The sequence below is a fragment of the Ruegeria sp. N10 genome, from assembly GCF_056531545.1.
Map to the genome: position 1 here is coordinate 20,031 of NZ_JBQFLY010000008.1, position 13,096 is coordinate 33,126.

9 protein-coding genes and 1 tRNA gene are annotated in these 13,096 nt (G+C 58.0%); 2 read left to right on the forward strand and 8 right to left on the reverse strand.

Annotated features, from left to right (window positions below; all coding sequences use genetic code 11):
* Positions 1 to 135 precede the first annotated feature (135 nt).
* Genes gltB through ACR0JI_RS12260 form a run of 3 tightly spaced genes read right to left on the reverse strand, consistent with a single transcriptional unit; the run spans position 136 to position 6,560 of the window.
* Positions 136 to 4,668, reverse strand: coding sequence for a glutamate synthase large subunit (gene gltB, locus ACR0JI_RS12250; RefSeq protein WP_480494926.1), 4,533 nt, complete (start codon positions 4,666 to 4,668; stop codon positions 136 to 138).
* The gene (locus tag ACR0JI_RS12255; RefSeq protein ID WP_480474595.1) at positions 4,665 to 5,102 is read right to left on the reverse strand and encodes a GFA family protein; all 438 of its coding nucleotides are present in this window, start codon (positions 5,100 to 5,102) and stop codon (positions 4,665 to 4,667) included. Before ACR0JI_RS12255 ends, gltB begins: the two co-directional genes overlap by 4 nt.
* 24 nt (positions 5,103 to 5,126) lie before the next feature.
* Complete coding sequence (locus tag ACR0JI_RS12260) at positions 5,127 to 6,560, reverse strand: NAD(P)-dependent oxidoreductase (protein ID WP_480474593.1); 1,434 nt, start codon at positions 6,558 to 6,560, stop codon at positions 5,127 to 5,129.
* 231 nt (positions 6,561 to 6,791) lie between these two features.
* On the opposite strand from ACR0JI_RS12260, the gene ACR0JI_RS12265 reads away from it, so the two are divergent.
* Entirely contained in the window at positions 6,792 to 7,595 is an 804-nt protein-coding gene (locus tag ACR0JI_RS12265; protein ID WP_480494928.1) for an undecaprenyl-diphosphate phosphatase, read from the forward strand.
* Here the strand turns inward: ACR0JI_RS12265 and ACR0JI_RS12270 are convergent, their stop codons facing one another.
* Positions 7,596 to 8,579, reverse strand: a complete 984-nt coding sequence (locus ACR0JI_RS12270; protein ID WP_480474589.1) for a complex I NDUFA9 subunit family protein — start codon at positions 8,577 to 8,579, stop codon at positions 7,596 to 7,598.
* Positions 8,580 to 8,780: 201 nt separating this feature from the next.
* Here ACR0JI_RS12270 and ACR0JI_RS12275 point away from each other — a divergent pair.
* A tRNA-Leu gene (locus ACR0JI_RS12275) sits at positions 8,781 to 8,867 on the forward strand.
* A gap of 229 nt (positions 8,868 to 9,096) precedes the next feature.
* Here the strand turns inward: ACR0JI_RS12275 and dxs are convergent.
* The 4 genes from dxs to ACR0JI_RS12295 are packed head-to-tail and all read right to left on the reverse strand — an operon-like array spanning position 9,097 to position 13,074.
* Positions 9,097 to 11,025 (reverse strand): 1-deoxy-D-xylulose-5-phosphate synthase, encoded by a 1,929-nt coding sequence (gene dxs, locus ACR0JI_RS12280; RefSeq protein WP_480494931.1) that lies wholly within the window; start codon positions 11,023 to 11,025, stop codon positions 9,097 to 9,099.
* 16 nt (positions 11,026 to 11,041) lie between these two features.
* Complete coding sequence (locus tag ACR0JI_RS12285) at positions 11,042 to 11,908, reverse strand: polyprenyl synthetase family protein (RefSeq protein WP_480474585.1); 867 nt, start codon at positions 11,906 to 11,908, stop codon at positions 11,042 to 11,044.
* Positions 11,909 to 12,151, reverse strand: a complete 243-nt coding sequence (locus tag ACR0JI_RS12290) for an exodeoxyribonuclease VII small subunit (protein ID WP_120634800.1) — start codon at positions 12,149 to 12,151, stop codon at positions 11,909 to 11,911. It abuts the gene before it with no gap.
* The gene (locus tag ACR0JI_RS12295) at positions 12,148 to 13,074 is read right to left on the reverse strand and encodes a histone deacetylase family protein (RefSeq protein ID WP_480474583.1); all 927 of its coding nucleotides are present in this window, start codon (positions 13,072 to 13,074) and stop codon (positions 12,148 to 12,150) included. The genes ACR0JI_RS12290 and ACR0JI_RS12295 overlap by 4 nt, the downstream gene beginning before the upstream one ends.
* Positions 13,075 to 13,096: the final 22 nt, after the last annotated feature.

Sequence of the window (13,096 nt, forward strand, 5' to 3'; positions counted from 1 at the left end):
GATTATCGCCTGAGTGTGAAGAAAGATTGGCGATTTTCGGATAAACGGGCAAGATCTGCACTGAAACGTCGTTAATATACGAACCCCGCGTGGTGCAAATGACACGCGGGGTTTCGCGAGGTAAAAAGTTTCGGCTTATTCCGCCGGAACTGCTTTGACTTCAACACTCAGTGGGTGGCTAAGTTTGTTCAGCATTTCCTTCGGGCAAACCTGCAGGAAGTTGCCTTTTTCCACATCCCAATGCTGAAGAATATCAGCAGCCTTGCGGCTTTGTGATTCAGAAGCGTGACGCATGATAAGCGTTTTTAACTGCTCTTCCCAGTGGTCCACAGTGACCGGGCAAGTGACTAGCGTTTCCCTGTTCATCAGCGCCTCTGCCTTGCCTTCGGGATCATACAGATAGGCCATTCCGCCTGTCATGCCCGCACCAAAGTTGGCTCCGATCGTTCCAAGGATAACAGCGACACCGCCGGTCATGTATTCACACCCGTTGGAACCGCACCCCTCGACAACAACCTTGGCGCCAGAGTTCCGCACCGCGAACCGTTCACCGGCGCGACCGGCGGCAAACAGATACCCATCAGTGGCCCCATAGAGAACCGTATTGCCAATGATCGTATTGTCATCTGCTTTCAGCGGGCTGACCTGCGGTGGGCGCACGACGATCATACCCCCGGACAGGCCCTTACCGACATAGTCATTGGCATCGCCCGACACTTCCAGCTTCAGACCCGGGGCCGCAAAAGCTCCCAGCGATTGCCCGGCAGAGCCTTGCAACTTCACATGCAGATGGTCGTCCTGAAAGGTGTTCCGCATCCCGAAATTCTGCACAATATGGCTGGACACACGGGTTCCAACGGTCCGGTGCGTGTTCTGCACGGCATAAGACAGCTGCATCTTTTCACCATCCTTCAGGAACCGGGCCGCATCACGAACGATTTCGGCGTCCAGCGTATCCGGCACCGCGTTGCGCTCTTTGTCGCGGTTGTAGACGATGTTATGTGCCCCATCGACAGTGATCAGCAGCGGATTGAGGTCCAGATCGTCCAGATTCGCCGATCCCCGGCTGACCTGAGCCAACAGGTCGGCTCGGCCGATGATCTCGTCAACCGAGCGCGCACCGAGGCTGGCCAGCAACTCTCGCACTTCCTGGGCATAGAAAGTGATCAGGTTCACCACCTTGTCCGCATTGCCGGTGAACTTGGCGCGCAGGGATTCATCCTGCGTACACACGCCCACCGGACAGGTGTTCGACTGACACTGACGCACCATGATACAGCCCATGGCGATCAGCGCGGCGGTACCGATGCCGTATTCCTCGGCCCCCATCATCGCGGCCATGACAATGTCGCGCCCGGTACGCAGACCACCGTCGGTCCGCAGGGTGACGCGATCCCGCAGGTTGTTCATCGCCAGAACCTGATGCGCCTCGGTCAGACCCATCTCCCACGGCAAACCGGCATATTTGATCGAGGTCGCAGGCGACGCGCCTGTACCGCCATTGTGACCCGAAATAAGGATAATATCCGCTTTCGCTTTGGCTACACCGGCAGCAATCGTGCCAACGCCCGAGGACGCTACCAGCTTGACCGTCACCTTGCAGCGCGGGTTGATCTGCTTCAGATCGTAGATCAGCTGCGCCAGATCCTCGATCGAATAGATATCGTGGTGCGGCGGCGGCGAGATCAGCGTCACGCCCTTGGTCGAATGGCGCAGGCGCGCGATCAGGTCGGTGACCTTCATACCTGGCAACTGACCACCTTCGCCGGGTTTTGCACCCTGAGCGACCTTGATCTCAAGCTCTTCACACTGGTTGAGGTATTCCGCAGTCACGCCAAACCGGCCCGAAGCCACCTGTTTGATCTTGGCCGAAGGGTTGTCGCCATTGGGTTCAGGCACGAAATGTGCCGGATCTTCGCCACCTTCGCCACTGTCGGATTTCGCACCGATCCGGTTCATCGCCACGTTCAGTGTTTTATGCGCTTCGGGCGACAATGCACCCAGCGACATACCTGGCGTGACAAAGCGTTTGCGGATCGAGGTGATCGATTCCACCTCTTCGATCGGCACCGGCTTGCCCAACGGTTTGAAATCCATCAGATCGCGCAGATGAATTGGCGGGTTCGACTGCATCTTGGCCGAATACTGCTTCCACAGCTCATACGAAGCCTTGTTGCAGGCCATCTGCATCATGTGCATCGAGGTCGCTTCCCACGCGTGGGTCTCACCTGACTTACGCGCCTTGTAGAAACCACCGATGGGCAGTACATCCAGACCGCTGTTCCAACCCTTGGCATGGATTTCTTCGGCCTTGGCCTGAATACCTTTGATACCGATACCGGAAATCCGGCTCGTCATACCGGGGAAATACTCGGCCACCATGGCACGGCTGAGGCCAACGGCCTCAAAGTTCAGACCACCGCGATAGGACGAAATGACCGAGATGCCCATCTTGGCCATGATCTTCAACAGACCCTGATCGATCGCCTCGCGATAGCGCGCGACGTTTTCTGTCAGGGTTCCGTCCAGCAAACCGCGGTCGATGCGGTCGGCCAAAGAATCTTCGGCCAGGTAGGCGTTCACCACAGTCGCGCCACATCCGATCAGAACGGCAAAGTAATGCGGATCCACACATTCGGCCGAACGAACGTTCAACGAACAGAAGGTCCGCAAACCCTGACGCGTCAAATGGGAATGCACAGCGCTGGTCGCGAGAATCATTGGTATCGCAATCCGATCCTCGCCCGACCGCATATCAGACAGGACAATATGCCCGGCACCAGATCGCACCGCCTCTTCGGATTCGGCTCTGATACGGGCCAAAGCTGCGCTCAATGCGCCTTGACCAGCCTCGAAGCTACAGTCGATTTCCGCCAGCGGCGCATCAAAGTTCTCAACCAGTTTGTCCCATTGCGCGTTGCCGACAAAGGGGCTTTCCAGAACCACGATCTCGGTCTGGCTGCTGTCTTCGTCCAGCACGTTCTTGAGGTTGGCAAACCGGGTTTTCAGCGACATCACGCGGTATTCACGCAGACTGTCGATCGGTGGGTTGGTCACCTGGCTGAAGTTCTGACGGAAAAAATGGCTCAGCGGGCGGTATTGTTTTGACAAAACGGCCGAGGGCGTATCATCCCCCATGGATGCCAAGGCTTCCTTGCCATCCTCCGCCATCGGAGCAAGGATTTGTTCCAACTCTTCTACCGAGTATCCCGCAGCAATCTGGCGCTTGCGCAACTCGCCACCCGCAAAGATCGGAGCTTCGGTCACACCCGCAAGCGTTTCGTCCAAGTCGTTTATCTTGCCAACCCATTCGCCGAATGGAAGCGCGCTGGCCAGTTTGTTCTTGATTTGGGTGTCGCGGTACAGCTTGCCTTTTTTCATGTCGACCGCCAGCATCTGACCCGGCCCCAATGCGCCTTTTTCGGTCACGGTGGCTTCGTTGATCGGCACCATTCCTGCCTCCGACCCTGCGATGACAAGGCCATCGCCAGTCACGACGTACCGCATGGGGCGCAGCCCGTTCCGGTCCAGACCAGCGCAAACCCAGCGTCCATCGGTCATCGCCAGCGCGGCCGGACCATCCCATGGCTCCATCACCGAGTTGCAGTAGGAATACATGTCGCACCACGCTTGCGGCAGCTCGACCGCCTGCTTGGACCAGCTTTCCGGAACCAGCATGGTTTTCGCCATCGGGGCCGACCGCCCCGCACGCACCAACACCTCGAAAACCGAGTCTAATGCGGCGGAATCTGACGAACCACCAGCGATGATCGGCTTGATGTCTTCGGCATAGTCACCAAAAGTTCCGCTAGCCATCCGGATTTCATGGCTTTTCATCCAGTTGACGTTGCCCTTGAGGGTGTTGATCTCGCCGTTATGGGCCAGCATGCGGAATGGTTGTGCCAGCCACCATTGCGGGAAGGTGTTCGTGGAATACCGCTGGTGGTAAATCGCAAACGCCGATTCAAAGCGGTCATCCATCAGATCGGGATAGAATACAGCGACCTGTTCAGCCAGCATCATGCCCTTGTAGATGATCGACCGGCAGGACAGCGACGCAAGATAAAGGCCCGAAATGCCCGACGCCAAGGCCGCTTTTTCGATGCGACGACGGATGACATAGAGTTCGCGCTCAAAAGTTTCTTCGTCCACACCCTTGGAGTTCGAGATCAGGATCTGCTCAATCTCGGGTCGGGTTGCATTGGCCTTTTCCCCCAGGCAAGTCACATCGACAGGCACGTGTCGCCAGCCATAGATGTAATAGCCCATACGCAGAACTTCGCTTTCGACGATAGTCCGGCACCGCTCCTGTGCGCCAAAATCGGTGCGGGGCAGGAAGACCTGACCAACTGCAATCAGTTCATTCAGCTTTGGTTCGTGGCCCGTGCGGCGGATCTGATCATAGAAGAAGGGAACTGGAATCTGCACGTGGATGCCCGCGCCGTCGCCGGTCTTGCCATCCGCGTCCACGGCTCCGCGATGCCAGATTGCTTTCAGGGCATCAATCCCGGCATCCACCACCTTGCGAGACCGTTTGCCATCCACGGACACAACAAGGCCCACACCACACGAAGAATGCTCTTCTGCCTCGGAGTAGAGACCATTTTCGGCCATCCACTTGCGTTTTGCTTCTTCTGCCCGCACCCAATCGGCATCATATTTGGTCATTGGCTGTCTCCTTCGTCAGAGAGGGAATACATGGCTTCGACCTCGGCTTTGGTCATTTGCCGACGTTCGCCTGCGAACGCGTATCCCTCGGGCTTTTTGTCGATATAAAGTTCAAGTTTCAGCGGGTTGCCTGTTGCATTTTCAAACAGGCCAGCCGCCATTTGTGTCTGTCCGTGCATCTCACCCGGTAGCGTGATCCGGTACCAGAGCGAGGATCCGCATTCGTCGCAAAAGGCACGTTCTGCCCAGTCGGACGAGGTAAATGTCTTGACCGGGCCTAGCGCGGCATAGCCTTCTTTCGCCTGAAACGTCACCAGCATCGAACTGGTCCACCGACGGCATTGGTCACAGTGACACGCCCCCAGCGCATCCCGCGCCGGTGTAGCTGTTACAGTGACCGCACCACACATGCATTGGCCTTGAAGTTCCGACATTTCGAACCCTCCTGAAAGCTGGGGTTATTCCGCTGCGACGGCAGTCTTGGCATTAAACCGGTCGATGATCGCGTCGGCGCAGTCGCGCCCGTCACGGATCGCCCATACAACCAGCGAAGCACCGCGCACGATGTCGCCAATTGCGTACACACCTTCCATTTCGGTTTCCCCGGTCTGGAATGCTGCCCGGACCGTTCCCCATCGGGTGACGGGCAAGTCGGGCTGCCCGAACAGCGTTGGCAGGTCTTCGGGCTCAAACCCCAATGCCTTGATCACCAGATCGGCGTCCTCGACATAATCCGCGCCTTCGATCACTTCGGGGGCCTGGCGACCGGATGCATCGGGTTGCCCCAGGCGCATTTTCTGCACCATCACGCCGGAAACCTTGTCGTCGCCCGTGAACCCCTTGGGTGCACTGAGCCATTCGAATACCACGCCTTCTTCCTCGGCATTCTGTGTCTCGCGCTGCGAACCCGGCATGTTAGCCCGGTCACGACGGTACAGGCATTTGACTGACGTCGCGCCCTGGCGGATCGATGTGCGCACACAATCCATCGCGGTGTCACCACCACCGATCACGACAACCTTCTTGCCCTCGGCATTCAGCCGTCCGTTGTCGAAATCCTCAACAGCATCACCAAAGCTTTTTCGGTTTGATGCGGTCAGGAAATCGATTGCCTTCTCGATCCCGGCAAGACCACTGCCCGGCATGGACAGATCCCGCGACTTGTAAACGCCCGTCGCGATGATGACCGCGTCATGCTTGGCGTGAATTTCCGCGAATTTGGCAGCGTCCACGTCGCAGTTCAAAACGAACTCGACACCGCCGTCAGCCAACAGGTCGTTGCGCCGCTGGACGACTTCTTTTTCAAGCTTGAAGCCCGGAATGCCATACATCAGCAACCCACCCGCACGGTCGTAGCGGTCATAAACCGTGACCTGAATACCGGCCCGACGCAGCATGTCTGCCGCGGCAAGACCGCCCGGCCCACCACCGATGATGCCGACGCTTTCACGGCGCTCTGCCGCAGGGACCACTGGCTTGACCCAGCCTTTTTCCCACGCCGTGTCGGTAATGTACTTTTCGATCGTTCCGATGGTAACTGTTCCATGACCGGATTGTTCGATCACGCAATTTCCTTCGCACAAACGGTCCTGCGGGCAGATGCGGCCGCAAATCTCGGGGAAGGTGTTTGTCGCCTGGCTGGTTTCGTAAGCTTCTTCCAATCGTCCGGTTGCAGTCAGCCGCAACCAGTCGGGAATGTTGTTATGCACCGGGCAGTGCGATTGGCAGTAAGGCACACCGCATTGACTGCAACGGCTGGCCTGTTCTGCTGCTTTCTCGGCAGCGAATTCTGCATAGATCTCGTTAAAGTCTTCTCTGCGGTCATTGGCGGCACGCTTTTCCGGCATGACGCGGTCGATCTGCACAAATTTCAGCATCGGTTGCTTGGCCACGGGTCAGACTCCATGAATTGGCTTGGTTCGATTTCTTTATGCGATGCGCAAACGGATGAAAAGTCATATATGCTGACCTAATATGAGAATTTTTCGCTCTCCCGCTCGAAATCGGCAAATAATGGAGGGAACTTTAGGTACGATCCGGACCTATATGAAGGCTTTCCTTTTCCCCACTGCCCTTATAGCCATACACAACAAGAAAATCGTGGCGACAGCACGGCAGGGCAGATGAGTCTCTTCCACCTGATTCTCGTGGCAATCATTCAGGGAATAACTGAGTTTTTGCCCATTTCGTCTTCGGGTCACCTGATCCTGCTGCCGAATTTGTCAGGCCTTCAGGATCAGGGTCAAGCCATAGACATCGCGGTGCACGTTGGAACCCTCGGAGCGGTCGTTCTGTATTTCTGGACGGATGTGAAGCAGGCCCTTGCCGGGTTGCCGCGCGCCTTGACCGGCCGGACAGATACGCCGCAGGCCCGTTTGGCTCTGGGCCTCATCATTGCAACAATTCCAACCGTGATTGCAGGTCTGATCCTGCATCTGACCGGGTTAAGCGAGGCCATGCGTTCGATCGCTGTAATCGGATGGACAATGCTGGGCTTTGGCCTGCTGCTTTATTGGATTGACCAGAAAGGCCCCCAGACGAAAGGGGCGTCTGATTGGGGTGTGCGCGATGCTTTCATCATGGGGCTGTGGCAGGTTCTTGCGCTGATCCCCGGAACATCGCGATCCGGGATCACCATTACAGGAGCACGTCAACTGGGCTATACCCGAGCAGACGGCGCACGGATTGCCATGCTTATGTCAATCCCAACCATTCTGGCCTCAGGCACACTGCTGACACTGGATGTGATACGCGACGCTGATGCGCAACTGGCACGGGACGGGGCCATTGCCGCGGCATTTGCTTTTGTCTCGGCACTTCTGGCGCTTAGCCTTATGATGCGACTGCTGCGCAGTGTCAGCTTCACGCCCTATGTGATCTACCGCGTCATACTGGGCGCGGCATTGTTGTTCATGGCCTACAGCTGATCAGATACGCAGGTTTTTCGCCGAGTTCTGAATGTCGTCATACTGCCCCGATGGGCGGAATTTCCAAAGATATTCCGGCAGCACCGATTCCAGAGTGGTCGGCGCAATGCCAAGATCCGCAAAGGACTTGGCCCCGTCAGATACCACGTTGTCATGACGCAGATTCCTGACCTGGTCGCGGGTCAGAATGTTGTTCGGGAACAGCTGGAAGCTGACGAATTTCGCAATATCCAGCACGCCCGCCATAATCCGGGCAGCAAAGAACGGCAGACCGACAATGATGCGCCGCCGGTGGATCACTTCAAGCATCTGTTGCATCAGGGCGCGGAAGGTTTTCACTTCCGGCCCGCCAAGCTCGTACACGCCCGGCTCAGCCTGCCCCAGAATACCTTTGACCGCTGCCTGGGCCACGTCGTCCACGTAGACGGGTTGGAATTTGGTCTCAGCACCAACCACCGGCAGGAACGGACCCATGCGAGTCATCCCGGCAAATCGGTTAAAGAACTGATCCTCGGTACCGAAGATCACAGATGGGCGAAGGATCACCGCATCCGGCATGTGCTTCAGCACACCCGCCTCGCCCAGCGCTTTGGTCCGGGCATAATCGCTGGCCGCGTTTGCATCTGCACCAATAGCCGAGATATGCACCATTCGACCAATGCCCTGCTGTGCGGCCAAGCGCGCAATACGCTCGACCCCTTCGGTCTGAACGGCATCAAACGCGTTCTTGCCCAGTTCATTAAGCACACCCACACAGTTCACCACGACATCGGCGCTCTGCATTGCCAGCGCGACCGAGGCGTCATCGCGGATATTGCACAGCACAGGCTCAACCTGTCCCACGGCGCCGTAGGGTTTCACGAACATGGCTTCGTTCGGGCGTCGTACAGCCACCCGCACACGCCACCCCTCTCTCGCCATGCGCCGCGCGATGTAGCGACCGACAAATCCCGATCCGCCATAAATCGTCACCAGTTTCGACATGAGAGGGCTCCTGCTGAGAAATTGCGCCCTAGAACTAACGCCCGCAGGCCAGCCAAACAAGGCACTAATTCGCCGCGCCGGTCATGAAATATTCAGGCCAAAACTTCAGTTCGAAAACCGAACTTAAAAAACTTTCAAAATTCATTCAGAATCCGGTTGACGCCCCCCGCCAGTCAGCTTAAACGCCGCTCCACGACACCTGCCCAGGTGGCGGAATTGGTAGACGCGCTAGCTTCAGGTGCTAGTGTCCGTATGGACGTGGAGGTTCGAGTCCTCTCCTGGGCACCATTTCTTCCCAAAGAAAATATGGAAGCAGCCGCCTAATGAGCTGGTGATGTCTGAATCGGTGTCTTATCGCTTCAAATCATCTTTGAAACAGCGGCGATTCTGTCATGACAAGATAAACCGCAATAAAGGGTCCTCGTGTCGCTATGTATACCCGCTTGGTTCTGGGTCGCCTATCGCCTCCTGCTTTTGGTAAGCGGCAAAACCAAAGAAGGGTAAGGCAGCACCGGTATTACGCGCGCTTTTCACTGATCGAGGTTACGCCCAGAACATCCAGCACCCTGGCTTCGATCTGCTCGGCATTCATACCCGCAACGGCATACATGTCCGCGGGGCCGGCCTGATCGATGAAGATGTCAGGCAAGACCATCGAGCGGTATTTCAAGCCCCGATCAAAAACACCCTCATCCGCCAGAAGCTGTGCCACATGGCTGCCAAACCCGCCAACAGCGCCTTCTTCGATGGTGATCAACGCCTCATGATCTGCAGCCAGGTCCAGGATCAGATCGCGATCCAGCGGCTTGGCAAAGCGGGCGTCGGCGATGGTTGGGCTAATGCCTTTGGCGGTCAGAGACTCGGCTGCTTTCTGAACTTCAGCCAGCCGCGTGCCAAAAGACAAAAGTGCGACGCGCGCGCCTTTCCGGATCATGCGGCCTTTGCCGATCTCCAGTACCTCACCGCGTTCGGGCAAGTCCACTCCGACACCTTCGCCGCGCGGATAGCGGAAGGCAATCGGCCCTTCATCATGCGCGACAGCGGTTGCCACCATGTGCATCAATTCCGCCTCATCCGCGGCGGCCATGACGACCATGCCCGGCAGATTGGCCAAATAGGCAATATCGAACGACCCGGCATGGGTGGCACCGTCAGCCCCCACCAAACCTGCGCGGTCAATGGCAAACCGAACGGGCAAGCGCTGGATTGCAACGTCATGCACAACCTGGTCGTACCCCCGCTGCAGAAAGGTCGAATACATGGCGCAGAATGGCTTCATCCCCCCTGCCGCCAGCGCAGCCGAGAAGGTCACGCCGTGCTGCTCGGCAATCGCCACATCGAAACAGCGCGACGGGTACCGTTCGGCAAACAGGCCCAATCCGGTACCATCTGGCATCGCGGCAGTCACCGCAACGATCTTATCATCGCGCGCGGCCGCATCCACCAGCGCCTTGCCAAAGACAGACGTGTAAGAAGGCGCGTTTGAAGGGGCCTTTTTCTGCTCGCCCGTAACCACATCGAATTTGGCTGTCGCGTGGCCTTTGTCGCGGGCCTGTTCGGCTGGTGCGTACCCTTTGCCCTTCTTGGTCAAGACGTGGATCAGGATCGGCCCGGTTGCCCGCGCCTTGACGGTGCGCAGAACCGGCAACAGCTGATCCAGGTCATGCCCATCAATAGGCCCGAGATAGGAAAACCCGAGCTCTTCGAACAGGGTTCCGCCCACGGCCATGCCTTTCAGCATTTCCTTGGCGCGTTTGGCCCCTTCGCGGAACGGTTCTGGCAAAAGTGAAACAGCGCCCTTTGCGGCGGCTTTCAGATCGTGGAATGGTGCCTCGGCGTAGATTCGGGACAGATAGCTGGACAGGGCACCAACAGGGGGGGCGATGCTCATCTCATTGTCATTCAGAATGACGATCAGGCGTTTCTTCAGGTGACCTGCGTTATTCATCGCCTCAAAGGCCATGCCTGCGGACATCGATCCATCACCGATCACGGCAATGGCGTCGCCCAACCCTTCAGGGGTTACACCGCCCAGATCACGCGCCACGGCAAAACCCAGTGCAGCACTGATCGAGGTGCTGGAATGCGCGGCGCCAAACGGGTCATAGGGGCTTTCGCTGCGCTTGGTGAAACCGCTCAGGCCGTCTTTCATACGCAACGTGCGAATGCGGTCGCGCCGTTCGGTCAGGATTTTATGCGGATAGCACTGATGGCCAACATCCCAGATAATCTTATCGCGCGGCGTGTCGAAAACTGCGTGCAGCGCGGTCGTCAGTTCCACAACGCCCAGACCCGCGCCCAGATGCCCCCCGGTGACAGAAACCGCCGAAATCGTCTCGGCCCGCAATTCCTGCGCAACCTGATGCAGTTGCGCGTCCGAGAACCGCTTGAGATCAGCGGGGCGGTTCACAAGGTCCAGCAGGGGCGTTTTGGGGCGGTCAGACATTTGGCGCGTTCCTGGCTTAGCTGTCCCGGGCAATAACGAAGCGAGCGGCTTCCTTCAAGGTTTCTGCCGTCGGGCCATACCCGTCCAGTGCGGCACAGGCCTGATCAACAAGTTCACTGGCGCGGGTTCTGGCAGCATCCAAACCCAGAAGCGATACGAAAGTAGCCTTTCCCGCATCCGCATCTTTCTGAAGACGTTTGCCTGCCTTTGTCGCATCACCTTCAACATCAAGGATGTCGTCTGCAATCTGAAAAGCAAGACCAAGGGCCCGGGCATATTGGCGCAAGGGCTCTGGATCCGCTTTCGCCAGACGCGCACCCGCACAGGCGGACCATTCGATTAAAGCGCCCGTTTTGCCGCCCTGAAGCCGTGTTATCGCATTCAGCGTCAGAGGCTCAGAAGCGGTTTCCGCCGCGATATCAAGCGCCTGCCCCAAAACCATACCTTGCGCACCGCTTGCCCCGGCCAGTGTCAGTGCCAGATCAGCGCGAACGTCTCCACCTCCAACCTCGGGCCGGGTGCACAGCTCAAAGGCCAGTGTCTGCAGCGCGTCCCCGGCAAGTACAGCCGTGCCTTCGCCCCATTTCACGTGAACCGTGGGACGTCCGCGCCGCAGGTCGTCGTCATCCATGCAGGGCAGATCGTCGTGAACCAGAGAATAGGCGTGCAGGGCCTCGATCGCGGTCGCGGGCCAGATCGCGCGGGACTCGTCGATTTGGTGCAGACGCGCACTTTCCAGAACCAGAAACCCGCGCAGCCGTTTACCGCCCCGGGTGGCGTAGGCCATTGCCCGTGTCACATCCAGATCGTCCAGCGCGCCCATTATCAGGTCAAAATGATCCTGAAGGCGCGCCGCGTCCTGCGCCAGTCTTTCCTGAAACATTTACTGACCTTCGACAGGTGTTGTCCCGGTCGGTTGGCCATTCGCGTCCAGAGTGATCGCGGCCACTTTTTCCTCGGCCCGCTTCAACTCGTCCTCGCAACGCTTTTTCAAAGCGGCCCCGCGTTCATACAGCGCAATCGACTGATCCAGCGCCACATCGCCGCGTTCAAGCTGGCCAACCACGGCCTCAAGCTCTTTCATGGCCTGCTCGAATGTCATCTGTTCAACTGGGGTATCGGTCATCGTGCTGCCTTCATCAGTTCTTCCACATGGGCGCGTGCCGCCTCGGCCAGTGCGTTCAGATCATACCCGCCCTCCAGAGTCGAGACGATACGGCCCTGACACACCTCATCGGCTATCCCGCACAGCTCTGCCGTGATCCAAGCAAAATCGCCGGTCGACCAGTTCAGGTTGGCCAGAGGGTCGTCCTGATGCGCATCGAACCCGGCCGAGATGATGATCAGTTCCGGCCGGAACGCCCGCAAGCGTGGAAAGGCCTGCGTTTCATAGGCGGATCGCATCTCAGCCCCGCCGGTGCCCGGGGCAAGCGGGATGTTCAGAACGTTATCGTAAGCGCCTGTCTCGTCCGGGCGGCCCGATCCTGGCCATAACGGCATCTGCTGGCTCGTGATTACCAGGGCCCGATCTTCATCCCACAGCAGGTCCTGCGTGCCGTTGCCATGATGAACGTCGAAATCGACCACTGCGACCCGCTTCAGCCCGTGGTAATCCAGCGCATGTTTCGCAGCCAGCGCCGCATTGCCAAACAGGCAGAACCCCATAGCTTTCTCGGCTTCGGCGTGGTGCCCCGGTGGGCGAATGGCACAAAAGGCGTTCGGCGCCTCACCGCCCAAAACCAGATCAACGGCCCGTACCGCCGCACCAGCCGCACGATAGGCCGCATCCACGGAACCCGGTGACATGAAGGTGTCCCCGTCGATTTGCGCAAACCCGTCAGTAGGGCGTGACGATCTGATGTCTCGGATATGGCTTTCGGGATGAACACGCAGCAAATCATCGTCTGCCGCCAGTGGAGCGGTCACGCGCTTCAGGTCAAGTCCTTCAAGCGCGTGCAGGATATGCTCCAGCCGCGCCACCTGTTCCGGATGACCTTGCGGTGTGACATGTCCAAGGCAATCGGCATGTGTCAAAAGGGCGGTTTTCATCGGGATCCCATCTTCATCTGGC

Excerpts from the sequence above, each read along its gene's own strand:
- gltB (WP_480494926.1), bottom strand. The coding sequence starts at position 4,668 with ATGACCAAATATGATGCCGATTGGGTGCGGGCAGAAGAAGCAAAACGC.
- ACR0JI_RS12255 (WP_480474595.1), bottom strand. The coding sequence starts at position 5,102 with ATGTCGGAACTTCAAGGCCAATGCATGTGTGGTGCGGTCACTGTAACA.
- ACR0JI_RS12265 (WP_480494928.1), top strand. The coding sequence starts at position 6,792 with ATGAGTCTCTTCCACCTGATTCTCGTGGCAATCATTCAGGGAATAACT.
- ACR0JI_RS12270 (WP_480474589.1), bottom strand. The coding sequence starts at position 8,579 with ATGTCGAAACTGGTGACGATTTATGGCGGATCGGGATTTGTCGGTCGC.
- dxs (WP_480494931.1), bottom strand. The coding sequence starts at position 11,025 with ATGTCTGACCGCCCCAAAACGCCCCTGCTGGACCTTGTGAACCGCCCC.
- ACR0JI_RS12285 (WP_480474585.1), bottom strand. The coding sequence starts at position 11,908 with ATGTTTCAGGAAAGACTGGCGCAGGACGCGGCGCGCCTTCAGGATCAT.
- ACR0JI_RS12290 (WP_120634800.1), bottom strand. The coding sequence starts at position 12,151 with ATGACCGATACCCCAGTTGAACAGATGACATTCGAGCAGGCCATGAAA.
- ACR0JI_RS12295 (WP_480474583.1), bottom strand. The coding sequence starts at position 13,074 with ATGAAAACCGCCCTTTTGACACATGCCGATTGCCTTGGACATGTCACA.